Origin of the sequence: Cohnella mopanensis (assembly GCF_022352055.1) — a bacterium.
Lineage (GTDB): Bacteria > Bacillota > Bacilli > Paenibacillales > Paenibacillaceae > Cohnella > Cohnella mopanensis.
This window is the reverse complement of record NZ_JAKRWM010000021.1, coordinates 84,124-110,147: the sequence shown is the minus strand read 5'-3', so window position 1 is coordinate 110,147 and position 26,024 is coordinate 84,124. Positions and strand designations below refer to the sequence as shown.

General features: G+C 50.4%; 29 protein-coding genes and 1 pseudogene. 12 read left to right on the top strand and 18 right to left on the bottom strand.

The window, feature by feature from the left end; all coding sequences use genetic code 11:
- Positions 1–6: 6 nt before the first annotated feature.
- The 6 genes from L3D05_RS22865 to L3D05_RS22840 all read right to left on the bottom strand — a co-directional run bounded on the left by L3D05_RS22865 (position 7) and on the right by L3D05_RS22840 (position 5,747).
- A complete protein-coding gene (locus tag L3D05_RS22865) occupies positions 7–729 on the bottom strand; it encodes a ThuA domain-containing protein (RefSeq protein ID WP_239618697.1) in 723 nt (240 codons plus the stop codon).
- Positions 730–748: 19 nt separating this feature from the next.
- A complete protein-coding gene (locus tag L3D05_RS22860) occupies positions 749–1,234 on the bottom strand; it encodes a DUF456 domain-containing protein (RefSeq protein ID WP_239618696.1) in 486 nt (161 codons plus the stop codon).
- 6 nt (positions 1,235–1,240) lie between these two features.
- Complete coding sequence (locus tag L3D05_RS22855; protein ID WP_369418002.1) at positions 1,241–1,996, bottom strand: Cof-type HAD-IIB family hydrolase; 756 nt, start codon at positions 1,994–1,996, stop codon at positions 1,241–1,243.
- Between the two features lie 69 nt (positions 1,997–2,065).
- Positions 2,066–4,132, bottom strand: a complete 2,067-nt coding sequence (locus L3D05_RS22850; protein WP_239618695.1) for a peptidoglycan D,D-transpeptidase FtsI family protein — start codon at positions 4,130–4,132, stop codon at positions 2,066–2,068.
- The gene (locus tag L3D05_RS22845; RefSeq protein WP_239618694.1) at positions 4,129–5,274 is read right to left on the bottom strand and encodes a transglutaminase domain-containing protein; all 1,146 of its coding nucleotides are present in this window, start codon (positions 5,272–5,274) and stop codon (positions 4,129–4,131) included. Before L3D05_RS22845 ends, L3D05_RS22850 begins: the two co-directional genes overlap by 4 nt.
- 5 nt (positions 5,275–5,279) lie before the next feature.
- Positions 5,280–5,747, bottom strand: a complete 468-nt coding sequence (locus L3D05_RS22840) for a hypothetical protein (protein WP_239618693.1) — start codon at positions 5,745–5,747, stop codon at positions 5,280–5,282.
- A 172-nt stretch (positions 5,748–5,919) separates the two neighbouring features.
- Here L3D05_RS22840 and L3D05_RS22835 point away from each other — a divergent pair, with 172 nt between their 5' ends.
- The gene (locus L3D05_RS22835) at positions 5,920–7,119 is read left to right on the top strand and encodes an MFS transporter (RefSeq protein ID WP_239618692.1); all 1,200 of its coding nucleotides are present in this window, start codon (positions 5,920–5,922) and stop codon (positions 7,117–7,119) included.
- Between the two features lie 438 nt (positions 7,120–7,557).
- Entirely contained in the window at positions 7,558–7,917 is a 360-nt protein-coding gene (locus tag L3D05_RS22830; RefSeq protein WP_239618691.1) for a ribonuclease M5, read from the top strand.
- 163 nt (positions 7,918–8,080) lie between these two features.
- Here L3D05_RS22830 and L3D05_RS22825 read toward each other — a convergent pair whose 3' ends face one another.
- Both L3D05_RS22825 and cyoE read right to left on the bottom strand, forming a co-directional pair.
- Entirely contained in the window at positions 8,081–8,791 is a 711-nt protein-coding gene (locus tag L3D05_RS22825; protein WP_239618690.1) for an SCO family protein, read from the bottom strand.
- 7 nt (positions 8,792–8,798) lie between these two features.
- A complete protein-coding gene (gene cyoE / locus L3D05_RS22820) occupies positions 8,799–9,665 on the bottom strand; it encodes a heme o synthase (RefSeq protein ID WP_239618689.1) in 867 nt (288 codons plus the stop codon).
- A gap of 313 nt (positions 9,666–9,978) precedes the next feature.
- Between cyoE and gerQ the strand changes: the two genes are divergently transcribed.
- Positions 9,979–10,491, top strand: coding sequence for a spore coat protein GerQ (gene gerQ / locus L3D05_RS22815; RefSeq protein ID WP_439647971.1), 513 nt, complete (start codon positions 9,979–9,981; stop codon positions 10,489–10,491).
- Here the strand turns inward: gerQ and L3D05_RS22810 are convergent.
- On the bottom strand, positions 10,481–10,765 hold the full coding sequence (locus tag L3D05_RS22810) for a hypothetical protein (protein WP_239618688.1): 285 nt from the start codon (positions 10,763–10,765) through the stop codon (positions 10,481–10,483). The genes gerQ and L3D05_RS22810 overlap by 11 nt on opposite strands.
- Before the next feature lie 70 nt (positions 10,766–10,835).
- Between L3D05_RS22810 and L3D05_RS22805 the strand changes: the two genes are divergently transcribed.
- The gene (locus tag L3D05_RS22805; protein WP_239618687.1) at positions 10,836–11,819 is read left to right on the top strand and encodes a metal-dependent hydrolase; all 984 of its coding nucleotides are present in this window, start codon (positions 10,836–10,838) and stop codon (positions 11,817–11,819) included.
- A 117-nt stretch (positions 11,820–11,936) separates the two neighbouring features.
- On the opposite strand, the gene L3D05_RS22800 is transcribed toward L3D05_RS22805, so the two are convergent.
- On the bottom strand, positions 11,937–12,140 hold the full coding sequence (locus L3D05_RS22800; RefSeq protein ID WP_239618686.1) for an alpha/beta-type small acid-soluble spore protein: 204 nt from the start codon (positions 12,138–12,140) through the stop codon (positions 11,937–11,939).
- Positions 12,141–12,229: 89 nt separating this feature from the next.
- Here L3D05_RS22800 and L3D05_RS22795 point away from each other — a divergent pair, with 89 nt between their 5' ends.
- Positions 12,230–12,409, top strand: coding sequence for a hypothetical protein (locus L3D05_RS22795; RefSeq protein ID WP_239618685.1), 180 nt, complete (start codon positions 12,230–12,232; stop codon positions 12,407–12,409).
- Between the two features lie 3 nt (positions 12,410–12,412).
- Here the strand turns inward: L3D05_RS22795 and trpS are convergent, their stop codons facing one another.
- The gene (trpS, locus tag L3D05_RS22790) at positions 12,413–13,408 is read right to left on the bottom strand and encodes a tryptophan--tRNA ligase (protein ID WP_239618684.1); all 996 of its coding nucleotides are present in this window, start codon (positions 13,406–13,408) and stop codon (positions 12,413–12,415) included.
- Positions 13,409–13,524: 116 nt separating this feature from the next.
- A complete protein-coding gene (locus L3D05_RS22785; protein WP_239618683.1) occupies positions 13,525–13,737 on the bottom strand; it encodes a hypothetical protein in 213 nt (70 codons plus the stop codon).
- A 117-nt stretch (positions 13,738–13,854) separates the two neighbouring features.
- On the opposite strand from L3D05_RS22785, the gene L3D05_RS22780 reads away from it, so the two are divergent.
- The 3 genes from L3D05_RS22780 to L3D05_RS22770 all read left to right on the top strand — a co-directional run bounded on the left by L3D05_RS22780 (position 13,855) and on the right by L3D05_RS22770 (position 16,358).
- Positions 13,855–14,895, top strand: coding sequence for a permease (locus L3D05_RS22780; protein ID WP_239618682.1), 1,041 nt, complete (start codon positions 13,855–13,857; stop codon positions 14,893–14,895).
- Between the two features lie 15 nt (positions 14,896–14,910).
- Complete coding sequence (locus L3D05_RS22775; RefSeq protein WP_239618681.1) at positions 14,911–15,822, top strand: TIGR03943 family putative permease subunit; 912 nt, start codon at positions 14,911–14,913, stop codon at positions 15,820–15,822.
- 311 nt (positions 15,823–16,133) lie between these two features.
- Positions 16,134–16,358 carry an alpha/beta-type small acid-soluble spore protein gene (locus L3D05_RS22770; RefSeq protein WP_369418003.1) on the top strand — a complete coding sequence of 75 codons (225 nt, stop codon included), beginning with the start codon at positions 16,134–16,136 and terminating at the stop codon, positions 16,356–16,358.
- 73 nt (positions 16,359–16,431) lie between these two features.
- Here L3D05_RS22770 and L3D05_RS22765 read toward each other — a convergent pair whose 3' ends face one another.
- Both L3D05_RS22765 and L3D05_RS22760 read right to left on the bottom strand, forming a co-directional pair.
- Positions 16,432–16,833 (bottom strand): O-methyltransferase, encoded by a 402-nt coding sequence (locus L3D05_RS22765; protein ID WP_239618679.1) that lies wholly within the window; start codon positions 16,831–16,833, stop codon positions 16,432–16,434.
- A gap of 224 nt (positions 16,834–17,057) precedes the next feature.
- Complete coding sequence (locus tag L3D05_RS22760; RefSeq protein ID WP_239618678.1) at positions 17,058–18,842, bottom strand: M3 family oligoendopeptidase; 1,785 nt, start codon at positions 18,840–18,842, stop codon at positions 17,058–17,060.
- A 73-nt stretch (positions 18,843–18,915) separates the two neighbouring features.
- Between L3D05_RS22760 and L3D05_RS22755 the strand changes: the two genes are divergently transcribed.
- The gene (locus tag L3D05_RS22755; protein WP_239618677.1) at positions 18,916–19,155 is read left to right on the top strand and encodes a hypothetical protein; all 240 of its coding nucleotides are present in this window, start codon (positions 18,916–18,918) and stop codon (positions 19,153–19,155) included.
- A 13-nt stretch (positions 19,156–19,168) separates the two neighbouring features.
- On the opposite strand, the gene L3D05_RS22750 is transcribed toward L3D05_RS22755, so the two are convergent.
- Positions 19,169–19,870: a DUF2225 domain-containing protein gene (locus L3D05_RS22750; RefSeq protein WP_239618676.1), complete on the bottom strand. Its 702-nt coding sequence runs from the start codon at positions 19,868–19,870 to the stop codon at positions 19,169–19,171.
- Between the two features lie 12 nt (positions 19,871–19,882).
- Positions 19,883–20,278 (bottom strand): globin domain-containing protein, encoded by a 396-nt coding sequence (locus L3D05_RS22745; protein ID WP_239618675.1) that lies wholly within the window; start codon positions 20,276–20,278, stop codon positions 19,883–19,885.
- Positions 20,279–20,769: 491 nt separating this feature from the next.
- Between L3D05_RS22745 and L3D05_RS22740 the strand changes: the two genes are divergently transcribed.
- Complete coding sequence (locus tag L3D05_RS22740) at positions 20,770–22,062, top strand: nucleoside recognition domain-containing protein (RefSeq protein WP_239618674.1); 1,293 nt, start codon at positions 20,770–20,772, stop codon at positions 22,060–22,062.
- 102 nt (positions 22,063–22,164) lie between these two features.
- On the top strand, positions 22,165–22,956 hold the full coding sequence (locus L3D05_RS22735) for an NAD kinase (protein WP_239618673.1): 792 nt from the start codon (positions 22,165–22,167) through the stop codon (positions 22,954–22,956).
- Between the two features lie 64 nt (positions 22,957–23,020).
- Here L3D05_RS22735 and L3D05_RS22730 read toward each other — a convergent pair whose 3' ends face one another.
- Together L3D05_RS22730 and lipA are read right to left on the bottom strand one after the other, a co-directional pair.
- Positions 23,021–23,944, bottom strand: a complete 924-nt coding sequence (locus L3D05_RS22730) for a YutD family protein (RefSeq protein WP_239618672.1) — start codon at positions 23,942–23,944, stop codon at positions 23,021–23,023.
- A pseudogene (gene lipA, locus L3D05_RS22725) lies at positions 23,941–24,894 on the bottom strand (lipoyl synthase); the annotation flags it as partial. The gene L3D05_RS22730 and the pseudogene lipA, both read right to left, overlap by 4 nt.
- Before the next feature lie 53 nt (positions 24,895–24,947).
- On the opposite strand from lipA, the gene L3D05_RS22720 reads away from it, so the two are divergent.
- Complete coding sequence (locus L3D05_RS22720; protein WP_239618670.1) at positions 24,948–26,009, top strand: M23 family metallopeptidase; 1,062 nt, start codon at positions 24,948–24,950, stop codon at positions 26,007–26,009.
- Positions 26,010–26,024 lie beyond the last annotated feature (15 nt).

Here is a 26,024-nt window from a genome sequence, read left to right as displayed (position 1 = left end):
TATGGTTTAGTTAATCGGTTCAAGCGGTTGATGGTTGCCCCGCACGGGACGCGCCGTGCCCGAAGGAGCAGCCCATTTCACTCCATTGGCGATTACGCGGCGAACTAATGGATGGTAATAGGTCGGATAGGTTTCATGTCCGGGGCGAAAATAGAAGATCTTTCCTTGTCCGCGACGAAACGTACAGCCGCTGCGAAACACTTCCCCGCCTTCAAACCAGCTTACGAAAATAAGCTCGTCCGGCGCCGGGATATCGAAATGCTCGCCATACATTTCTTCCGGCTTCAATTCGAAATGTTCAGGTATGCCTTCGGCGATCGGGTGGGAAGGATCCACGGTCCAAATCCGTTCCTTCTCGTTCGCTTCCCGCCATTTCAGATCGCAGTCCGTACCCATTAGCTTCTTGAAGATTTTCGAGAAATGTCCGGAGTGAAGCACGATTAAACCCATTCCGTTCATAACGCGTTCGTGAACACGATTGACGATCAGGTCATCCACTTCGTCGTGAGACATATGACCCCACCAGATCAATACGTCCGTCTGATCCAATACCTCTTGCGTCAATCCATGCTCAGGTTCGGGCTGGGTAGCCGTACGGACGTCGAAGATTTCCCCGGACGTATCCAAGCCTTCCGCGATGACCGCATGAATTCCGTTTGGATAGACGTCGCGTACCTCATCATGGATTTGTTCATGCTTATACTCGTTCCACACGGTTACACGAACCATAATAAACTCCCCTTTCGCATCAATTGAAAATCAGCCAAAGTATGAATAATACGATCATCATGCCTTGCACTAGGAATTTGAAAATCGTGCTAGCTAACAACCCGAGCAATGAGCCCCAACCGACCTTCAAAGCCATTTTGAAATCCGAACCGTGAATCAGCTCTCCAAGGACGGCCCCGGCGAACGGTCCAATAATTAGACCGAATGCCGGAATGACGAAAGGGCCTATAAGAATTCCGATAGTGCTGCCAATGACGGATGCCCTGGAGCCTCCATATTTCTTGATTCCCCATGCATTGACCATATAATCCGCCACGAACAGGATTATGACGATAATCGTCTGGATAATCCAGAACCAGATCCCAAAAGGTTCAAACGAGAAAAACCATCCATATACGAAGAATGCCGCGTAGATGGCTAACGCACCGGGCAAGATCGGGTAAATCGCTCCCGCCATTCCTACCGCGAATAAGGCCGTAATGAGTACCCAGCCCAGTATATCCACCGATCATCACGTCCTCAGTACATAATTTTGAATAACCTGAGCGACGCCGTTCTCCTGATTGCTTCCCGTGACGACATTTGCGGCGAGCTTTACTTCCTCTTGGGCATTGCCCATCGCGACTCCAAGTCCCGAAGCCCGAATCGCGGCAATATCGTTTAAACTGTCTCCGACGGACACGACTTCCGACATGTCGAAACCTTTCATCCGGCACACTTCCATGAGCGCGCTCGCTTTGGATACGCCGATCGGATTGATCTCGATATTAAAGGGGGAGGAGTTACTGATCTCAAGACCTCCCCAGGATTGAACTTGACTCAAAATTTCGCCGAGAACGGATACGTCTTCGTAATAATAACCGAATTTGAGCCAGTGGCTCGCGACCGTATCCCCTGCCCAACGTTCCTTGTTGTAAATATCTTCCGTCGTATACGCCCAATACCACACGTCGGGATATTGCTCGGCCAAAGCGTGCAGCTTCATGACCCTTTCCGAATCCAGCAACGTCCGCCGGTGTATGGAGTGCGGCTTCGTCCAAATCTCGCCTCCGTTAACCGTAATCATTGGCGTATCTAGACCTAACTGCTCCACAATCGGAAGCGCGCTCTTGAACCCGCGTCCGGTCGACACGCACACCGTAACTCCCGCGTCCACGGCATGCTTTACCCATTCCGCGTTCTCTTCGCTAATCTCGCTGCGATCGTTTAGCAAAGTTCCATCCAGATCCAACGCCAACAACTTATATTTTCCCATTTGGTAAGCCATCTGTTTATTCCGCTCCCTGCTGTCTATGCCGTCTGCAATTCCCTATCATTTTATCAAATCGAATTGCATTTATTGTTGATCTGCCGCTTGACCGTCCGGTACTCCGTCCGCTGCCCCGTTTACCGGTGGAGCGGTTACCTCTTTCTTCTGGGGCGTTCCGTTTAATCCGACGTATTCGTCGTACGAATCGAAAATTTTGCGCGCGATCGGTGCCGCTCCCCAGCCTCCATAACCGCCTTCCGGCACTACGACGGCTACCGCCAACGTTGGATTCTCGGCAGGCGCATAGGCGATGAATACGGCGTTCTCGACGCGTCCGCCGCCAACATCCTGCTCCGAAGTCCCCGTCTTCCGATAGAAGTTATACTTGAAGTCTTCGAACCCTTGTACTCGAACCTGCGACATCCCAGTTTCAATAGTGTTCCAATAAGCTTCGGGAAAAGATACCGTGTTCAGAATTTCCGACTGAAAGGATTGTATGATTTTACCGTCGGAATCCACAATTTTATTAATAAATTGCGGTCTCATCCTTTGACCGTGGCTCGCTAAAGTAGAAGCATATTGAGCTAGCTGCAAGACGGAGTATCTAGCTTGTTGGCCGAACGAAGCATAGATCAATGCGGATTGCGCGCTACCGTTTTTAACTTCCTTGAAATAGTTGATGCTTCCGCTTGATTCGTGCGGCAATCCGCTTCCGGTTGTCACGCCGAGACCGAATTGTTTCATGTAGCTGTCCCAGATGTCTACGCCTTGAGTGCCGTCGCGCATATAGAGCCTGTTACCAACCATGCTAGCCATGAAGGCATTAGACGACTTTGCTATCGCGGTCGCCGGCTTTAGTTTTCCGTTCGCCGCGCTGCTCGCGTTACGAACCCGAGTTTCATGTCCCTCGCGTCCGAAGGCAAAATAACCGGGGTCGATGAATTCGGATTGCGTTGTTATTAGCTTCTCGTTCAAACCGAGTAGAATCGTCAACGGCTTCTGAGTCGACCCTAGATTGACAAGCGACGAAGGGTGTTTCATTCGCTCTTTATCGTCGTTGTACGGGGGCTGAACATCCCGAATGGCTCCATTACTCATATAATACTTAATGGAATCCAAATCCTCCGAGCTTATTCCTCCTTGCCATACCTCGGGATCATAGTCCGGCATGCTTGCCATTGCGACCACTTTCCCCGTCTTCACTTCCATTGCTACCGCATAGCCGGTTTTCGCGTTTTTCGCGCTTTCCTGTTTGTTCGTAGAACTCCGGATTTTCGCCAGATGTTCGGTTATCGCCCTTTGGGTATCTAATTGAATGTCTTTATTAATGGTCAGATAAATATTCTCGCCTTTGACCGGCTTCGTCAATTTCATCGGCCCAATAATTTCGCTCTGATTGTTGACCGGATATTCTTTAATGCCGTTCAGGCCCCTTAGCTCATCCTGAAACATGTACTCCAGGCCGTCGAACCCGACTTCCTCGGATTTCAAATATTCCAACGTTTTGTCCGTATTGTCTTTGTTGATGTCCTTGTACTTCTCAAGAGAGGCTGCGCCGCTCATCTTCTTCATGTAACCAACAAGCTGTACGGCGACCTTTTCCTTGTTGTATTGCCTAATGCTTTCTTCTACGACGTCCATTCCCGGAAATTCCTTTTTATGCTCGGAGAAAAAAGCGATTTCCTCTTTCGTTAAGCCGGATTTGATTCGACGCGGCTGATAAGAGAAGTAAACCTTCCCCTTCAGATCCATATCCGCTAAAACTTCCTTCGCCGTAAGCGGTTTTGCCGTTTTCTGCCCGAGTCTGTCGAATACCTCTACGAGTCTCTCCGCGAGCGCCAGCCCTTTTTCTTCCGTCATCTTCGTATCGAACGTAAAGTACAACGATTGCGTCGAAGTGGAATAAGCAAGAGCAACGCCTTCGGAATCATAAATATTGCCCCGGATCGGCGGAACCGCGACCGGCCTCGTTGCAATCTCATGCTCCTTGGCGCGGAGGTTGTCGCCTTCCACGAATTGTAAATACGCCAGCCTCACGATTAAGATCGAGAATACGAAAAAAGTAATGAAGAAAAAGACATTAAGCCTGAAGCTGAAATGCCTCCTGTTTCTAATTTCCCGCTTCTGAGCTTCTTCTGATTGATTGTTGCTCACCCGGTTAAACCTCCTTGCCTTATATGCGTATCGGTAAAGCCGGGTGAATCGAACCAATTACCCGTCCTTGCCCAAGTAGAATCCAATGAAACCCAACGTAGTTGCTCTTTCAAATATACTTCGTTCCATGCATGAGCTCCATACCCGCCTCGGCCATCATAACCAAGTCCCGTGACGACTCGCACGTCTAATCCGACGGCTCTCGCCATAGCTGCATATAATCTGGCATAGTCTATGCAGACGCCTTTGCGAGTCGAGAAGGTTTGCTCAGGCCCCTGCTCCCGCCAATCGCCTTCATCTACGTACGCCTTCACTTTATCATCGTCATAAGCAATTCTGCTGCCGACCCAATCGTACAAGGCGCGGGCTTTCTCCTCGTCGTTGGTTTTTCCTTTCGTAACGGAAACGGCGGCTTCGGCGATTTCTTTCGGCAATTCGGCATCGATAACATCGTAACGCTTCTGCCACAACTGATCGAGCTCGCCCGACATGGCCTGCGCGAACACAGGTAGCCGCTCATCGATCAGGTTACCTGTCGCAGGCCGGATCACCTGCGCAGCTATTTCCCGATAAAGTCCCGATTGTTGGATATAATCCGTCATTGGACCTCGAGGAAGCAACGCGCAATAAGCGAATAACACAGCGGTAAGCAGTAAAGCTCTGCCCGTTCCCAGCGCCGCGCCTACGATACCTCCTACCGATCGGTTCACGGCACCGCCGTTCGGTACGATTGCGAACGGAAACGAGACGATTGTTCCCAATATCCGCGTCGCTAATCCCGTGAGCAGTCGAATGATCGTATGAAACACAAGGAACAAAGCCGCGAAACGAAACAAAGGAAGATCCCGTAAACCGGACAGCGCGGTATATCCGAATTGGGCGAAAAAGGTCGCATCCGCTGGAGGACGCTCCAGTTGACGTTCCATCAACCAGCTTTGCAAATGTGGTGAAACGGAAGAAGCCGCCAATGCCGAAATAATAACGGCCGCGACAGCGACTAAAGCACCCACCAGGAATAGCAGAAGTTGCTTAACGGAGCCTGATGCTCCTCGCCTAATGCCTTGATAGAAGGAAAATGCCACAACAGCCAGCAATATCCAGGTGACGAGATTAGCATCCACGACGGTCCATTTACCGTTCATCCGGCTTACTTAGCCGAAGCTCGCGCTTTTACGACGAATTCACGCACTGCGTCTTCCATTTTCAACGTTCCGAGCGATTGCCCGTGGAATTTCACCGTGACCTCTCCCGAATTGGGAATGCCGGTCAATTCAATGCTCGTTGATTTGATTGAATACGATCCGTCCGCGTTATCAACGTAAGTCGCTTCGCTGGCTTCGCCAGACATCGCCTTGAAGGCTTGTTGCTTGAGCTCCTCCGATACTTTGCTCCCGATGGCTCCCAGCTCATCCGTCACTTTAGTCCCGACCTCTTTGATCTCGTCGACGCTTATTCCGCCGTATGTCACGATACCGATAACGATCGCCGCGACCAATATCCATTTCAGCACGGTTTTAACTAATTTCATCACGATAAAAATGGCAACGATGGCAATCGCAACGATGACCCAATTGTCTTGTATGAACTGTAGCCAAGCATCCGTATCGAAATTCATAGACTCTCCCCCATTAACTACAAAACTCGATTCTCACAATGTCCCTATTATAACGTAATGCGATAACCCCCGTAAACGACCGTCATATCCTAGACGATTGGCACGTACAAGTAGGATAAGCCGCAGATGCGGACGAGGGGTACCGAAACCCCGATATAAGGAGGTCCGGCCCGTGAAAACCGCAGTCTGGTTGTACTTATTCTTGTTTGTTGCATTTTTCGATTTACATGCCCAATACCCGATGTTAACCCCGTTTGCTGTATCGCTAGGAGCTGCCCCTTCGTTCATCGGGCTTGTCATGGGAATGTATTCCTTGACGCATCTTCCCGGCAACCTGATTGCAGGCGTCGCGGTGGACCGATACGGTAGCCGCTTATTCATATCCGTGAGTTTGATTGGCGCCGGTATTCTCCTGCTGTTCCAAGCTCGCGTTACCGACCCGTGGCAACTTCTCTATATCCGTTCAATAAGCGGCTTCGTCCTCGCGTTCCTCTCTCCGGCTTGTATGTCGCTCCTCGCGAGATTGGCCAAAGATCACATTCATCAAGGCAAGCTTATGGCCGGCAATGGTCTCGTTCACACGATCGCATCCGTCATCTCCCCCGCCGCGGGGGCTTATTTGGCGGCGACAATCGGTTTTAGCCAATCATTCGCCATGCTCGGTTTAATTCTTCTCATAACCGGAATCTTGTCCCTCTGGTTTGTAAAAGAACCCGCGAGAACGACTGGAAATATCCCATCCGTACATCAACAAGTGTCCAAGCCCATAATCGCGGATAATCATTCCGGATCACATAAGATCGACCCTCCTCGCCTCCCTTGGACCGTCTTCTCGCTTCCGATCGGCCTTTCATGCGCTCAAGGCATTCTCGCCTTCGAATTGCCTCTGCGAGGGACGGACAGCGCGACGATAATGAGCACTGGCATCCTGTTCTCGATTGTCAGCCTCGGTGCGCTGGTCACGCTCGGGCTGTTGTTCTTGAACCGTTATTTACCCTATTTACGAACGATCTTCGGCGTACTGATGCTTGCGATCTGTTACTATGGCCTAGCTTCCGGCTGGCCGATTCCGTTACTCGTTCTCCTATTCGCTGTCGGGATGGCCAAAGGAGTCATTTTCCCAGCGATGACCTCTTTCCTTCTTCAGTTGAGCGGCCCTACTCGATATGGAAGAACGTTCTCCCTGTTGTCTATTTCTTTGTCGATCGGCTCATTCATTGGCCCGGTTGCCGCCGGAGCGGCGAGGGATTATTTTTCTCCTTATTTCATTTCCTTCCTCGCTCTCATGATCTCATTAGCCTTGTTGTTTCCGCGACCTACCTTCCGCGACAATTGGAATCCTCGTGCGCCGATTCCGTTGCACCACGAGTAATATACGTTTAAACCCCGCCGGTTCAACTAGGCACTCGCACACTTCAAAGCCGGGATAGACGCATAGGATGATGCATAGTAGCCTACGCCCTGAATCTGAAGCAAGATCGGAGCAGCGCACAATCATAGGCTACATAAGCGGGGTGACGAACTTGTCTCAATTCGGCGTCGGAGGGAATGGAGCATCTATCTCTACTACTACAACGACAATCGTTCTCGTTTTGTTCATTTTGCTCGTAATCGTTTTGCGTGCCCATTAAGTCGACTCCTTCGCACGCAGCTCCGAAGGGCCGCTTTGTTCATGGGTTTGCGGCCCTTGGCAATCGAATTGATTTTCGACGATACCGGACAAGTTCCCTATTGAGAAAAGGGGATTTCCGTTAAAAAACCAGCAATGTGGTACAATATCGAAATAGGAAATCCATTCGAGGTGATCTCTATGGACATAGCCATAATCGTCGAAGGGAAGAACGACAAAAGCCGACTTTCCCGCGTTCTATCTCCCGAAGTTCCCATTCATTGCACTTTCGGTACGCTAAACACGAACCGAATCGAATCGCTTCGTAAAGTAGTCGGTGATCGCCAAGTATACTTATTCACCGACCCCGACTCGTCGGGGCGGCGCATTAGAGGCATTCTTCGCGAAGTTTTCCCGGACGCCGAGCACATCTACACGCGAAGAGGATACAGCGGCGTGGAAGGAACTCCAGAAGAATATCTCATCCAACAACTCGAGAAAGTCGGGCTTGAGCAATATATTTTGTACCCCGATCCGACTTTAGGATGGCCGACTCAATAATAAAAAAGAGATCAGAGTCACTTCGGTGAACTGCCTGATCTCTTTTTTTTGCGGACACAAAAAAGCCGCTGCATCCCCCCATGAATGGGTGGATGAGCGGCGCGTGCTTCAAGTTCGAATATTGATTAGGGCTAGTCTCGCAGAATTGCCGTGAAATGACAAATTACAGCAGGCTCTTAATCTTCTTAGCCATATCGCTAGGGCTTAGATTATCCGCACCCTCTTCGATATAATCGTTGGCCGAAATCCAATCGCGAATTTGCCCGTTCTTGTCGAGCAGCACGATCAGGTTCATGTGGCCGAAGTTCCCTTCAGCGTCTTTCGTAACGAGAATTTGATACTTGCGCGCCAAATCAGCCGTCTCTTGTTCGTCCCCGCGCAGGAATTTCCAGCCCTTCGGATCCGCAGCGAAGCGTTTCGCGTAATCCTTCAGCACTTCCGGCGTATCGCGCGTCGGATCGATCGTAACCGACAGGAATTCAACCTTGTCGCCGAAAACTCCGTCCTCGATCAATTCATCCTGAACTTGGGACATCAGAAATGTGGTCGGAGGACATACGTCCGGACAATTCGCGAAGAAAAAGTACAGCAGTCGCGCTTTGCCGTTCGTGCCCGACAACGTCACGTTCTCGCCGTTCATGTCGGTGTAGGAGAATTCCTCTCCTTGGCCTTGCATCGGCAGCTCGTCCTTTTTGTTCTGTTGCATGAGAATGAAATATCCCAGAACGATGCAAAGCCCAAGCACAAGCAATGAAAATCCGTATCTCTTTAACCAGGAACTTTGCGGCCTCGACGGCTCGTACGCAATTTCCACGCTTGGGTTAGCCGATTCGTTAGTTTGATGTTGCGATTGTTCATCCTTCTGCTGATCCATTCGGAATTTACACTCCTTGCGTGTTCAATATCATCGTTAAAAACATAATCATCAAATAATTAATCGAGATCATGAAGTCGGCTTTCGCCCACTTTTCATCGTCTTTAGCACGTAAGCCGGACAGCGCATGGATAAACCATACAGCCGCTACCCCGACCGATAAGATAAGGAAATAGATCCCAACGTAATCGTAGTAATACATCAATATGGATGTCGGTATAAGCAGCAAGATATACGGGAGCATCTGCCATTTGGTACGAGTAACGCCTTTGACGACCGGTAATAAAGGAAAGCCCGCTGCTCTGTATTCCTCTTTGCGCCTAATAGCCAATGACCAGAAATGCGCTGGTTGCCACAAGAACAGGAGAGCAAACAAAATCCAAGCGCCTGCATCGATTTCATTCGAAACCGCGCAATAGCCGATGACCGGCGGCATGGCACCGGATACTCCTCCAATAGAAGTACTCCAGGTCGAGCTTCGTTTAAGCCACATCGTATAAATCACGACGTAAACGAACATTCCAAGCAAGCCTAACCATCCCGATAGCACGTTAACGAGGGCAAATAGCACGATTAACCCTACGATGCCCAGTAGGACGGCATACCCGAACACGAATCGCGGCGTCATTCTGTTCTGCGGAAGAGCCCGATCGCGTGTTCTTTCCATTTTCATATCGAGTTCGCGATCTAAGTAATTATTGAAAACGCAAGCGGAAGCCATCGTTAACGCGGATCCGACAAGCATCCATAGCAAAGACCAGCTAAAAATCGTATCCCATTCCCACTTAGACGCGACCCAGTAACCGCCGAAAGCCGCGATTAAATTCAACCGGATAATACGCGGCTTCGTTAATGCCACAAGATCTTTAAACACGGTGTTCCTCCTTTATGCAAGCGAAACGGCATAAGCTGACGTATGATTCATGATACCGCAAATCTTCAAGCATTGACAACGTTCGCCTTTCCGAGTTCATCAAATCGCCACCGCCTGTGAACAAGGTGCGAACTTCCCTTAAATTCGATTCTATCCATAGTCACACAATTCGGGCTGCCTAAATACACTGTATAGCGACAATCGCCTAATGCCAAAACGTTAGGCATAGGCGACAACTAGGAAGGGCGGCATACGATTTGGCCGCCATCAAAGCCAATAGTCCATCCGTTTATTAATTTAAGGAGGATCTACAATGTTAAACAACAAAATGCCTTGGCCAGGTTATGCGCAAAATCAAGTACAAGGGGCTGCTATGATGCCCATGAGCGTACCTAGCTCCAACATGATGCCCATGAGCGTACCTAGCTCCAACATGATGCCCATGAACGTGCCGGGCGGCAACATGATGCCTAATATGACGATGATGCAGGGTAACGTACCGCAGCCCGTTATGAGTGGTATACCGGTTAACCCTGGGGCCACCACGCTCCCAGGAGTGCCCACTCAAGAAGAGTCGTATGTAGAAAATATTCTTCGCATGAACTTAGGCAAAGTCGCTACTTTGTATATGACCTACGAGAACAATTCCGAGTGGAATGCCAAAATATTCAAAGGCGTTCTGGAAGCGGCCGGCCGAGACCATATCATTATCAGCGACCCGGTAACCGGCAAACGTTACTTACTGCTTACACTCAACTTGGACTATATTACGTTCGACGAGCCCATCAATTACACGCTTCCGTTCGGCTCGATGCCTACCCGTTAATTATTAGCGGACGGAACGTCCAAAGCCTAAGCCCGGCTTTCCCGCCCTTAACCCATTGCTCCATCTCTATCCAGGAACGTCCCTCGCGACGTTCCTTTTCTGTTGCGGCGGCTTCCTCATCCGATTCCACGCTTTGGATTTCCACGAATACTCCCGCTTGTCCCGTATTCTCGGCAATGTCGATTCCCCGCCAACGCTCCGGATCAGCATGGACCCATGCCAAGTAAGCTTCCCGGTGGTTGTCCGGTATGACATATTCACAGAAGAGGATCATGGCGATCACCCCTTTTCTTCATATTTTAGCGGCAAGACGTCCATACTGAAACGAAAAGGGGGCTGAACAAATGGACACCGGCACGCATTTCGTGTTCGGCTTAGGATTAGGCGGACTGGCGATGGTCGATCCCGCAGTAACTTCACACTCATTGGGCCCAGTCGCCATTCTTATTGGCACGATAGCAGGATCTAACGCTCCGGATCTCGACGGTTTACTCAGATTCAAGAGCAATGCCGATTATATCAAAAATCACCGCGGCTTGTCCCATTCCTTTCCGGCCATCCTAGGTTGGGCCGCATTGATTACGGCCGTCGTGTCACTTATATTTCATAATATCCCTTGGTGGCACATCGGTTTTTGGGTATTGCTTGCCGTCGTCGTTCACGTCTTTTCCGATTTATTCAATTCCTATGGAACACAGGCGTTTCGCCCGTTAAGCAAGCAATGGGTCGCTTGGAATATTATCCATATTTTCGACCCCTTTATTTTCTCCACGCATCTGCTTGCTATTCTGCTTTGGATTTCGGGAGTCGCGCCGCCTCAGGTTATTTTTCCGGTCCTCTATATTCTGCTTGGCATCTATTACGGCTGGAGAACGCTAGTTCATCGCAGGCTATCGCGGCAGATAGCGAAACAGGATCCCGGAAGCCAGCCTGGAGATCGATATACGTTGCTTCCGACCGTTTCCTTGTACCGTTGGAACTTGGTCAGAACTTCCGCCGATTGCACGTTTGGCGTTGGGGAATGGGATCACGGAAAATTGAAATGGCTCGACGTCATGAAATGCGATGAGCATCCCGCCATCGATGCCTCCAAGCAGCATCCCGACGTACAAGCTTTCCTGGGCGTCACTCCGTTTCCCTGCGGGCACGTGAAGCCGCAAACCTGGGGATACGAGGTCAGATGGGTCGACGTTAGGTATCGTTATCGAAGGCAGTATCCTTTCGTGGCCGTTGTCCTCATGGATTTGTCCTACGCTCCGTTACAATCATACGTCGGATGGCTAAGCGATGAACGATTGGAGAAAAGACTTCGCATGAATACTTATTAACATACGTCAAGCGGGAACCCTTCGAGGGCTTCCCGCTTGACGTATGTCCTCCCGTAGGCGCACAATATGAAAAGCCCGAGGGCAAGCCCCGGGCTTTCGGTGCTGGACGCGTTGTCCTTAGCGACCGGATAATTGTTGCTCAGCCATTTGGACGAGTTTCTTGGTGATATAACCACCTAGGGAACCAGCTTCGCGGGACGTTACGTTGCCGTAATATCCATCCGCTGGAATTTGTACACCTAGAGATTGAGCTGCTTCTACCTTCATGCTCTGCAATGCTGCTTTGGCTTGCGGTACGACTAATTGGTTGCTTGACGCCATGAGTAAATTCTCCCTTCGTCTAGATGATTGGTTTGCAAGCTTGCCAACTTAGTATGCTAGAAACGAAGGAAAATATGCGAGGTGAAATCATGAGTAAATCTTTGTCGCTTTTTTTTGCGATGGCTTCCATTGTTTTGATGCTCGCGACCGCATTCTCTCTCAGCCATAACGGCTGGCTCGCGCTTTTGTTCGGCGTGCTTACGATTGCCGTAACGGGCCTAGGATTCGTCGTCAAAGCCCGGTTAAGAAAGAAACTTTCCGACTCTTAACCCTTAACGGCTTTTAGCAACGAAGCCCATAGCTTCCTTAACCGAATTTAGCGTAGTCTCGGCCACCGCGGAAGCGCGCTCCGCGCCGTCGCGCAAGATTTGATGGATTTCTCCGGAAGAACGAACGTCGGCGTATTTTTGTTGCAGTGGCTCCAATGCTTGAACGACAACCTCTGCCAAATCCTTCTTGAACGCGCCGTACCCTTGTCCCTCGTAAGCGGCTTGCACCTGCTCAAGCGTCTGGCCGGAGCACTGAGCGTAAATGGTCATCAAGTTGCTGATTTCCGGCTTGTTTGGCACATCGAATACGATTTCCCGGCCCAGATCCGTCTTGGCGCGGGATATTTTTTTGCGAATTTCGTCCGGAGAATCGAGAAGACTGATGAAGCTTCCCACGTTCGGATTGCTTTTGCTCATTTTTTTCGAAGCATCGTCCAAAGACATGATTCTTGCCCCGACTTTAGGGATGAACGGCTCAGGTACGACCAATGTCTCGCCGTATCTATAGTTGAAGCGGCCCGCTAAATCGCGAGTTAGCTCCAAATGCTGCTTCTGATCGTCCCCGACGGGTACGAGATTCGCATTGTAGAGAAGAATGTCGGCAGCCATCAGCGACGGATATAAGAATAAACCGGCACCGACCGCTTCTTTCCCCTCGGATTTATCCTTAAATTGAGTCATGCGCTCCAATTCGCCCATATAAGTCATCGTTGTCATCAACCAGCTGAGCTCAGCGTGCGCCGAAACGTGCGATTGCAAGAATATCGCAGCTTGCGTTGGATCTAATCCAGCCGCTACGAATAGAGCTGCCACGGATTCGCTTTGCTCGCGTAACGCGGCCGGCTCCTGCGGCACCGTAATCGCATGCAGATCGGCAATCATATAGAAACAGTCGTGTTCGTGCTGAAGTGCCACGTAATTTTTCATAGCTCCGATGTAATTTCCAAGCGTCAGTTTACCGCTGGATTGAATTCCGGATAATACGCGTTGTTTGCCCATTGTTCGATAACCCCTTTTTTATTTTTGGAAAACAAAAAAAAGCCTTCCTCCGCAAGGGACGAGAAAGCCGTGGTACCACCCTTATTCGTACTGCGGCAGAACGAAGCCGCAATACCTTAAGCTCCTGTAACGGGGAACAGTCGGAGAACATAGGACGAACTGTCGAGATTAAGTTTCCTGCCTCTCGGGTGCGTCGTTTCGCTCTCGGCTCCAAGACCCATTCCGCAAGGCAAGCGTACCGGCTTCCAGCAATCACCGGCTCTCTGGGAGCGCTCCATCCAGGCGTACTTGTTCTCTTCATCACCGAATATACTTGATTTGTTAATCATTATACCCCTCGTGTTAGCTTTGTCAACCACATCATTTGTTTGTTCTGAGAGCCCCCTGGCCAAGCATACGTTAGTATAATCGTAATAATTACTTTTTATAGGCAAGGAAGTGACGTCGTGCCTCGTTCAATTATGCGACTAGCAACCGGAGCGGCTACGGTTGGCTGCGCAGCACTTTTGGCCCTTATTTTTTTCGGCAAAGATGCATCCCATTGGAGCTTTGACTATGCTAAGCTACAAAGCTTCAAAATTATATTTCTAAGCATCATTCTCGAAGCGCTGCCTTTTCTTCTGATCGGCGTATTTATTTCCGCGCTTTTGCAATCTTTCGTATCGGACAAACTCATTCAAAGGCTTACTCCCAAAAATCCGATCGCCGGCGTGTTATTCGGTAGCCTGCTCGGCATCGTGTTGCCGCTATGCGAATGCGGAATGATCCCCATCGTGCGCAGGCTTATTCGTAAAGGGCTTCCCGCGTACATAGGCATCATCTATATCGTCGCGGGACCGATCATTAATCCCGTCGTCTTCGGGGCGACCTTCGCCGCTTTCCGGACGAATAAGCATTTAGCTTATTCTCGTTTTTATTTGGCGTTCGCGGTAGCTGTCACTTTAGGAATGATCCTATATTATTTCATGAAACGGGATCCGATGAAGCCTGAACCAGAGAAGCATCTTCACGCACATGATCACCACCATGATCATCATGACCATCATCATCACGGACATGAAACCGGAGGAAGCGTATTAAAGAAGCTCGCGGATACGCCCGCTCATGCTGCCGAAGAATTTTTCGATATGGGCAAATATTTAATTCTAGGATCGCTAATCACAGCTCTTCTGCAAACTCTAATCACTCGTGCGTCTTTGGCCTCGGTCGCGGACCACGAGCTGCTCTCCCATCTGTTCATGATGGGGTTCGCCTACGCGTTGTCGCTATGTTCAACTTCGGACGCATTCGTCGCCGCATCCTTCAATAACATGTTCCCTCCGGCTGCGTTGCTCTCCTTCCTCGTGTTCGGTCCTATGCTCGATTTGAAAAACACGCTTATGATGCTTGCAGTATTCCGTAAAAAATTCGTGTTGAAGTTCAGCCTATTGATCGCATTGCTCGTCCTGTTCGGTTCGATCTTATTCGATCGTCTTGGAATCGTGTAGAAAGAGGTGCCCGCCATGAATAACGCTGCCCCACTCCGCGAGTCCGCCCACTATTTAGTGAGAGCGTTACTACTCGCCGGCTTCGCCATGTTCATCGTTCACCTTGTCCGCTCGGGTGATCTAAATTTATATATCGCCCCCCGCATGCAATTCGTCGTGAAATTATCGGCTTTGGGATTATATGCCGTTGCAGCACAGCAATTATACTCCGCTATCCGTACTTGGTTCGACCGGGAACATGATCATCTAGCATGCGAATGCAACCACGAGTTGCCTGCGACATGGGGTAAAAGCCTGCTTCTGTACGGTTGGTTCGCGTTCCCGTTGCTTATCGGCTTCGTTGTGCCCGACGGCATGCTCGGAAGCAGCATTGCCTCGGCCAAAGGCGTTCAATTTAGCCCGCAATTGATCGTTAAACCGGCTTCCGGCCTCCCTACCGCTAGCCCCGGTTCGCCTAGTGTTGAGTTGCCGAGCGACTCCCCCCTCTTCGCAACTACGGATGAATTCACCGACAGCTATGCCAAATTCGGCAGAAAACTGGCGAGCCGGAACATCATCCGCGTCACAGACAAACAATTCATCGAAACGTTAACGACGATTGATTTATATCGATCCGCTTTCATCGGTAAAACAATCGAGTTAAACGGCTTCGTTTATCGGGAAAACGCGATGGGCACAACGCAATTCGGCGTTAGCCGGTTCTCGGTCAACTGCTGCTCCGCTGACGCATCCCCTTACGGAATTATGGCGATCTACGACAAAGCGAATACCCTCGCGACAGACGAATGGGTAACCGTTACCGGCAAACTCGGCACAACCGTATACAATAACATAGAGATCATCCAAATCCTCGTAGACAAAGTCGTCTCCATCACTCCTCCCGACGATCCGTACGTAAGCTCTGACCTGGATTTCGGATTAGAGTAAGTCGTAGGACCACTTTCCGATCCTACAGCTCCCAATGCTGCTCCGTGCGATGCTGTAGGACCACATTCCGAACTTACAGCTCCTAATGCTGCTCCGCGTGACGCTGTAGGACCACTTTCCGAGCCTACAGCTCCCAATGCTGCTCCGTGCGATGCTGTAGGACCACTTTCCGAACCTGCAGCTCCCAATGCTGCTCCGTGCGACAAAGTAGGACCAGTGGAAGTACTTATTATTTGTTTTTAATGGAAACGTTTCCGTTGAATGCATAGCTCTCCCAATTACGTCCATACTACTTTCAAAGGAGGTGAGCGATAGTGGCATCACGTTCACGCAGCAGTTCCCTCGTCGTTCCTCAAGCCGCTCAGGCGCTGGAACAGTTGAAATTCGAAGTCGCGCAGGAGCTTGGCATTCAGCTTCCGAAAGACGGTTACTATGGTAATCTTTTAACCCGTGAAGCTGGCTCCATTGGAGGTCAAATTACCCGTAGGCTCGTACAGATGTCCGAGCAACAGCTCGCCGGACGTTCCGGTCGGTAACGACAAGCTCTTGCATAAGCAAAAATCCGGCAACTCCTCGGGGAGCTTGCCGGATTTTCATTATGTATGCGTATTATTCGTTGGAGGCTCCACGACGATCGTGCTTCTTCGGAGAGTATCGGAACAATAAATTTGCCATGTTATAATTCGATTCGAATTGAACGCTTACGAACACTTTGCCCTGCTTCAACACGAAATCATACGAAATTTCTCCGTGAGTCCAACCGCTCTTATGACGAAGCGCTTCAACGGCGAGCCGCCTCAGAGTAAGCACTTGATCGGGTGATAGCCCGGATGTTCCACGTTCCTGGTTCATGCAATCCACGGGTAAATGACGAATCCCGAATCTGCCGACCGCGTCGTCGCGTATTTGCAAAACGATCGTACCCGCGGTCATCCCTTTCAGTTCTCCTCCCAATTTCTCCAAAGCTACATCCACTTGACGAGCTAAAGAAATTTGTTCCAACGTTATCATTCTCCTCCTTTTTGCTTATCAAATCTGGTCATTAAGAACGAGTATTGCGACTTCGGACTCATTATAATTGAATATTTTGAATATTTCAATCTTTTTGTCTATTTATGGTTTATTTTGTAATTCCATTAAGGGACGAAGCTTTCCGTCACCCGGTCTTTAAAGACATGTCAGACAGCAAAAAAACCTTCAGCCCGCTCAAGGGGCTGAAGGCGACATTTGTCCATTTACTCGCACAAATCGGAAAAAGCTTCGACGTCGGCGATAACTCTAGCGACAGCATCTTGCCAAAATTGCGGCTGCTCCAGATCGACGCCAAGATGGCGGGAACCCAGTTGTTCCACTGTCATGATCCCGGTGTCCCGTAACAAATCGTCATAACGTTTGCTGAACGAAGGTCCTTCTCGCTCGGAAACGGCTACTAAACCGGTACTGAACAAATAACCGAACGTGTATGGGAAATTGTAGAACGGAACGTCGGTTAAATAAAAATGAAGCTTGGAAGCCCAGAAATGCGGATGCCAGCTATCTAACGCATTCCCGAAAGCTTCCTTCTGCGCCGCTACCATAAGCTCGCTCAAATCGGATGCTTCCAACATGCCCGCCGCACGGCGCTCATAGAACCGTGTCTCGAACAGGAATCTTGCGCGGATGTTCATGCAGAAAGCTACGGCTCGCTGTAACCGATCGTCTAGAAGCGCCAGCTTCTCATCGTCACTCTCCGCCCTGCGCAGCAGAGCATCGCCCACGATCGCCTCCGCAAAGGTCGATGCCGTCTCAGCAACATTCATAGCATAGTCTTGTGCAAATGGCGGTAAGTTTTCGACCAGCGCCCCATGATACGCATGCCCAAGCTCATGGGCCAATGTCGATACATTGCCCGGAGTTCCCGAGTAAGTCATGAAAATCCGGCTTTGGCGGCTTAGAGGTAAGCTCGTACAGAAACCTCCAGGTCGTTTCCCTGAACGATCCTCCGCCTCGATCCACTGATCGGCGAACGCTGTACGGGAAAGTTGCGCCATATCCGGAGAAAATTGCGCGAACGCATCGGTAATGATCTGGGCAGCTTCCTCGTAAGGAATTTTAGCTTGACTTGTGGCGATCGGGGCGTCAACATCGTGCCAGGCTAGCTTTTCTTTGCCGAATCGGCGCGCTTTCAATGCCAAGTAACGTTTCAGCGGCTCGATGCTGCCTTCGACAGCCGACCACATCGCATCCAACGTTGCGTGGCTCATTCGGTTCATCCGAAGCGGTTCCCTTAGCGGATCGTTCCAGCCCCTCATCCCATATAACTTAAGCCGAAATCCAGCCAAGCGATTTAACGTATCCGCTCCCAAGTCCGCCTGAGCCGCCCATGCTTCTTCCCATTTGGCGGCCATAGCGTCTCTTACCGCCGGATTGGGATCGTCTAGCTTATTCGCTGCCTGCCCAACGGAAAGCTGTAAAGATTCGTTATTTTCCTCCCACGGGATCGAAATCCGTCCTACAACTGTATTATAATGTTCTCCCCAGCCATGATAGCCGTCCACCGCCAGTTCGCTTGCAACGGCTTCCAATGCCGGAGGAAGCTTTTCCTTAGCGGATTCCCTTCTTTCATTAAGCGGAAATTGAATCGGCGATTTCTCCGATTGTCCGCTCCATTGCTGCCATAATTCATCGGGCACCTCAGCGAGCTTAGCATCGTACAAATCCGCAGCTTGCTTAAAGCGAGCCGACAGCGTCTGAATCCTCTCCGTCCAAGCTACCGCGCGCTTATCGCCCATATCCTGCGAAGTTAAGCAGGAGACGTAAGCATCCGCCTCTCTTAGGCGCGACAGAACAAGTTGAAGCTTCTCCGTCCATTCCGTAAGCTGCTCCGCCTCCGGCGAACGTTCTCCACTCTCGTGAAGCTCCTTCAGTAAAGCCGCGCAAAGCGCCTCAGTTTCCCCCACGAACTCCGAATATTGAGGAGAAGACGAGCCTCCGGGAAACAGCGATTCTAAGTTCCATTTTAAGGATAACGATTGTTTCATTTTGTCACCTCTCCGTTTATTGCACTGTCATTCCCTCTGTTGTATGTTTATATACGTGAAAGGGGACTAGACCATGATTCCGTTAAAAAACAGCTTGCCCTACGATATCGTCAGAAATGAAGTTTACGCTCAGGATTGTCCATTTTGCCGCAGCTCGAATGTACTTATTCCTCTGAAGCCTGAAGACGTTACCACACTATATGGCGGAGCCCGCAAGCTTACGCTTATCTTTCCTTGTTGTCATGGCAGCCTCCGAATTATCGACGCCGACCAAGACTATCTGCTAGCCAACCGCCCGATTCGAGGAAATTAACCGCATCGGAACGTTATGTACCGCTTTGCTGCATTTCCTCCGGAAGCTCCAGTCCTTGCCCCGTCATAATCTCGCGGATGTGTTGCCACTGCTCGCGGGATGCGCGAATCATGGCGGCGTCTACGATCTTCTTATCTTGGATGACCCGACCGAACCACCTAACCGCTTCCTGGAAATTGCCCAACCGCTTATTAAGCTCCCCGATCAAGTACATTAACCGGGCATTGCTGATGGAATCCCTCTCGGTCTCATAGACGCGTACGTAAGCATCCAGGGCGAATTGAATAAAGCGATTTTCTTGGTCTTTCTTCCCTTCGTAACGGTACAGCCAAGCAATATGGTGAAGCAACGCAGCGATGACCCGATCCTTCTCCCCAATCGCTTGAGCGGTTAACAAGCATAGCTTGTAGCACTCCATCGCCACGTTCAAAGTACGTTCTCCGCCGAAATCTTTGAATTTCCACTTGTTTCCTATCTTCTCGTAATAAATCGATTTTTGTTTGTCGTTGATTCGTTCCGCGAAATTCTCAGTCGTGGAGAACCCGCAATTCGGGCAAACCCTAACGACGTAATAATCAGGATTTACGGTCTTAAAATAGGAACAGAAATCGGTATCCGTCTTCACGGCTTTTTTCAGGCTGGGTCTTACGCGAGACGTTTGAAAGCTTTCATCGCAGCAGATGCACTTGACATTGATCTGAAACAGCGGCTCCATAAGACTTCCTCCTTAATTGGCTGTCGTATCTGATTCGGTATTTACGAAATGATGGGCAGGACCGGACAATCTCTCGATCGTTAGCTGCCGTAAAGGCTCAGGTACGGACATTTCCCCAAGTGCCGAAGACATGCATCCAAGCCATGCCGCCGCCCTCTCCGGCGTAATTTCGAAAGGTAAATGGCGCGCCCGCATCATGGGATGTCCGTATTGATCGGAATATAACGAAGGACCGCCCAGAAACTGCGTTAAAAATAAGATCTGCTTCTCCATAACCGGATGGATATCCTCGGGAAACAGAGGCGCCAGCAGCGGATGGGCTTGTACTTTAGGGTAGAATCTTGAGACCAGATCGCGTATCGCTTCCGCGCCCCCAAGCGCTTCGTAAAGTGTAGCGTAGCTAGACAATTTGTACCTCCTATAATGAGAACACGGCAGTAAAAGGTATCCGTGAGTTCGGGTTGGGATTGAGCCGAAAGCCTACGCGGCAACGCCCTTAATTCATGCTTATTATACCACAAAGCCCAGATCGGACTTCTCTAGAAATACAAAAATCGCCCGTGAGGGGCGATCTAAATCGGCAAGTTGCCGACAGAGGATATGAGGCCTACATCTCTTCTTCCGCGCTTACCAAAGACTCACGAATGACATATACGAAAGCGCATACAATCAATCCTGCAACGATTCCCGCCATTCTCATCACTCCAGCTTCGATGAATTTGACTTTCGCAGTAATTCTGGAATTCCTAATCTTATTGTAGCATAGCCGGAAACAATCTACACGAACTTTTTGTAAACGATTACATTAAAGGTTTTGTCTTTTTCCGCCGAGCGGAAAGATTGTCCGAGCCCGCACATATATTGACACGAGAGATCTGTTGTGGATGGAGGGGTATCGCTTGGAATTGTTGCCGCATAAAACTGCAAAACCGTCCCGTCGATTGACGCTGGCAGGCGTGATCGCAATCGGAGGAACTTCATTATTGATCGGATGTTTAGCTTTGGCGGACGCTCAGGTTGCCTTGAACGCTTCTTTGAGGGGAGTAGCCGTTTGGTGGGAAGTGCTGTTTCCGGCATTGTTTCCATTCTTCGTTCTATCCGACTTGTTGCTCGGCTTTGGAATCGTTCACTTGGCGGGTACTTTGCTCGACCCGTTCATGCGCCCGTTGTTTCGCCTGCCCGGCGTCGGGGGATTTATCGTAGCCATGGGATTCGTATCTGGATATCCCGTCGGTTCGCGGCTCACCTCGCGCATGATGGAACAAAAGCTGATCACCAGATCGCAAGGTGAGCGTTTGGTTGCGATGACGACTACCTCGGATCCGATATTTCTTATCGGAGCCGTCTGCATCGGATTTTTCGGCAGCCTGCAGGTGGCCCCCGCGCTTGCCGTAGCCCATTATAGCAGCGCTCTTCTGATCGGAATCGGTTCTCGCTTCCAATGGAATAAAGACGAGCCGGCTTTGGAACAAGCCCCCCCTCCTACCGGCAATCGATTGCGAGCAGCGTTATCCGCGATGCACAAAGCCCGGATCGCGGATGGGAGACCTTTCGGGGTGTTGCTGCAGCAATCGCTCCAATCCTCCCTCGCATTGATGATGATCGTCGGCGGATTGGTCGTTTTTTTCTCCGCGATATTAGACCTCCTCGTCCATAGCGGGATTTTGTCCTTGTTCCGCGATACGATAGCCATGTTATTGAACAGCCTCGGTTTATCACCTAATCTTGCCTCTGCTTTCATGAACGGGACGTTTGAAGTTACCCTCGGGGCGAAAGCCGCCGCGGCCGACCAATCGCTTCCGCTCGTTGATCGCGTCGCCGTAGCGGCATTCGTTCTTTCTTGGGGAGGCTTGTCCGTGCATGCGCAAGTGGCCGGTCTGATGAGCCGCACCGCTTGGCGGTATTTCCCCTTCGCGCGGGCCCGGTTAATCCATGGCTTTCTTGCCATGTTGCTCGTCTACGTCGTTTGGCCATGGTTTCACTTAGAAGAGAGCGCCAATCCAACTTTTTTCGCATGGGCGATTGGAACCCCTTGGAAACCGAGCGGAGCATTTTTGGAACAAACATTCATCCCGGCACTGACCGGGCTGCCCATTCTCTTCTTCCTAATCCTCGCTTTTATCGTCATTGCGGGCTCGATCGCAATCGGGATACGCAAAATCGGATGGAAACGCAACCATTATAGAAATTAAGCGAACACTCAAGCGGATCGCGTCGGGAAGGATTGAATTCACTATCGTTATTGTTTATGATCAAGTCATGTTCTTGTACATCGTCGGAAGGAGCGGCCAACTTTGAACTATGCATTGCTTGACCGGGGAGACCGATTATCCCGGGCATTATCGGAGGAATTTCATGCTCTGGCGAAAGCTAGAGGATTCATGATCAATGAACACTCACCTGAAATCGTCGTATCGATCGGCGGTGACGGCACCCTTCTGCAAGCTTTCCACCGATTCAAGAACCAGCTTGAACAGGTGTCTTTTATTGGGATACATACGGGCCATCTCGGATTTTACGCGGATTGGAAAAAGGACGAGCTATCCGAATTGCTGGACTTAATGGTTTCCTCGGAGCCCCGTAAAATTCAATACCCGCTATTGCACGTGGAAATTTCCAGTACGGCTGGAAAATCCGAATTTCTTGCGTTGAACGAATTTACGTTAAAAAGCGTCGACGGTACATTGGTGTCCGCCGTTCATATTAATGACGAACCATTCGAGATGTTCCGCGGAGACGGAATCGTCATCTCTACCCCTTCGGGAAGCACGGGCTATAACAAAAGTCTCGGAGGCGCAGTCATTCACCCTTCGCTGGAAGCGTTGCAAATCGCGGAAATTGCCTCCATTAACAATCGCGTATACCGCACGCTCGGGTCATCGGTCATCTTGCCTAAACATCATCATTGCGACATCGTTCCTGACCCGGAAGAAGAATTGTTCATCGGAATCGATCATCTGGTCATGCAGATGTCCGGGGTAAGCTCGATCACTTGCAAAGTGGCGGATAGCAAGATCACGTTCGCCAGGCATCGCCCGTTTCCTTTCTGGAATCGCGTTCGAGAAGCTTTCATCGGTTCTATCTAACACAAACAACGGCCATCCCGCACATCGTGGGTTGGCCGTTATTGTTTCATTCCTTATTCGCTTGTTATTCACCGGATCTAGGAGAGCCGGCTTCTGGACGCGGAGCCGCACCGTTCGGGCGTTGATTCGGTTTGCCGCCGAAGCTTTTGCGGCGGCGGTTTTTCCCTTGCCAACGATTATCGTTGCGAGCGCCCTCGCCTCGAGAGCCCTCGTTATTGAAGCTCGCGTTACCGGATTCCGGATTCCGGTTTTCCTCGGTTGACCGCTTTGCTTGTTCTCCCCCTTGAGGGCGTGGACCTCTTGGCGGGTAAGGTGGCTTGTTCGATGTTTGGCCTCCACCTTGAGCCTGCTGTTGAGGGCGGCGTTCGCCGCCGTAAGCAGAACCGTTGGAAGACCGTCCTTGCCTGTTGTCATTCCCTTGCCTAGATTGGCCCCCGCGAGATTGCGAAGACGAGCCTGCGGCATTGGAATTGGGGTTCGCATTTCCGCCCGCATTGCGGCGCTCTGCGTCCGCGGCAGCTCTGGCCACCGCGGATACCGTAATATTCGGTGCCCGAACAGGCCCTCCAGCGCGTTCCTTAAGAGGCCAACGCATAATCGGACCGCTAAGAGCAGCGGCAGTCTCGGCTACTTGTTCCCCCGTTTCGTTCAGGGCAACGATAGCCTCCGGGGACTCTTCTTTCGAGATTTCCACACCGGGAGGCAAGGCGTTACTGTCCATCTTGGATAGCACGAAATGCGCGCAACCAAAATTGCAATACTCGTTAATGTAATCGATAAAGCTGGAGATTGCGCTTTCCTTGGTCGCCCGGGGATGCCCGTCCCGATAGAAACCCCGAAGACGCAACTGGTTGTAACCCCAGTCCCCTACGATATAATCGAATCGCTCCAATACCTCGCTATATCTCTCGCGAAAAGCTTCAGGATTCCATCCGCTTTTGTATTCGTGCACTAGCGAGAACGCGTTACCTCCTGCCATGAAGATCATGATAGGCTCTCCTCCCGAACACTGTTCGTCCTTGCTTCAGCCGATTTAACTTGTTCATGCGCATGGTACGAGCTGCGCACGAAAGGTGCCGATTCCACGTGGGAAAACCCGCGTTTCAATCCTTCTTCCTTCAGTGCAGCGAATTCATCTGGATGTACGTAACGAACGACGTTCAAATGCGATGACGAAGGCTGCAAATATTGGCCCAAAGTCAATATATTGCAATCCACCGCACGCAGATCATCCATCGCTTGCAGAATCTCCTCGTACGTTTCCCCTAACCCCAGCATAATACTGGACTTCGTCGGAATGTCCGGTTTCATTTCTTTGGCCCGCCTGATCAACTCCAGGGAGCGTGGATACTTAGCTTTGGCCCGCACTCGATCAGAAAGGCGTGCAACCGTTTCGATATTATGGTTAAGGATATCCGGGTTGGCGTCCATGACAATCTGCAAGGAGTCGATATTACCGAGAAAATCCGGAATAAGCACTTCCACGCTACAGAAAGGTAGCCGTTTCCGTATCGCCTTCACGGTAGCCGCGAAGATGGAAGCTCCGCCATCCTTCAAATCATCCCTTGCTACGGAGGTTACTACGCAATGCTTCAAACCCATCTGCTCGGCAGCTTCCGCTACTCTGTCGGGCTCCTGTATGTCTAGCTCGGTCGGCAATCCCGTTTTTACAGCGCAGAATCGGCAAGCTCGGGTACAAAGATCTCCCAGAATCATGAACGTCGCCGTTCGATTTGCCCAGCATTCATATATATTCGGACAACGTGCTTCTTCGCAAACCGTATGAAGCGTTTTGCTTCGCATCACTTGTTTAAGCTCTTGATAAGGCTCGCCTGTCGTTAGCTTAATCTTCAACCAGTCAGGCTTACGCGGTTTCGCGCTGGTCGTCATTGAAATTCCCCTCTTTCTGTCCTTCTTATTATAGCACGATTCGGATAAAAACCAATGATCTGTAAACCCTACTTCTACATGTCGACAACGAGGGAGGGGTCATGTTGCTAACCTTATGGCGAAGATGGCCAAGCATATTAAAATCCGGATCGCGAATCACGCTTGCTGTCATCGTAATTGCCCTAAGCACGAATGGGTTCGAGCAAAATGCATTCGCTTCGGACAAAGAAAAACTTTCCGAGGCCGCCAAAAACAAACAACGTCTTAAACTTTATGAGTCCATCAGCCTCAAAACCGGCTTGGATTGGCAAACAGTAGCCGCTATCGACCAGTATGAACGAACGATTACCAGAGCGCATCCTAAAACAAGACCTGTCCGGGAAGATTCGGTGACTGGGGTTTTCGTCTCCGATACCAACTGGAGCGGATATTTGAACCCGGAGAAGGAGGACACTCACCCCGAATCCATCCGATTTTTTCACGGTGTCGGGAAAGACGGCTCAGGCGATGGAATCGCCGACCGTAACCAAGATGAAGACCTGCTTTATTCGGTAGCCTCCCAAGTGCTCGTTCATGGAAGCGCAGAAGACGATGTCGGCATCGGACTGTGGGAATATTATCATAATACCCGCGCCGTGCAGCGGATATTGCAGTTTTCTAAGCTGTACAAGCATTTCGATCGATTGGATTTATCCGGGCATGCTTTCCCCCTTCCCCTGAATAGCATCTACTCCTTCAGAAGCACATGGGGAAACAGCCGCGGATGGGGCGGAAAAAGAATTCACGAGGGAACGGACATCTTCGCGAACCATGGCGTACCTGTCCGCAGTACTTGTTATGGGGTCATCGAAATTAAGGGATGGAATGCGTTCGGAGGTTGGCGGATCGGGATAAGAGACCTAAACAATTTGTATCATTATTACGCCCATCTGTCCGGCTTCGAGAAAAAATTAAAAGCCGGAGACATTGTCCGGCCAGGTCAAACGATTGGATGGGTCGGCAGCTCCGGATACGGTCGTCCGGGAACGCAAGGGAAATTTCCGCCTCACCTACACTATGGTATTTATCGGGACAGAGGACTCGTAGAATGGGCATTCGACCCTTATCCCATGTTGTATCGATGGGAACGCGAAGAACGCAAAGCCATTCGCGTTCACCATTGATTGAGGTAAAAGGGA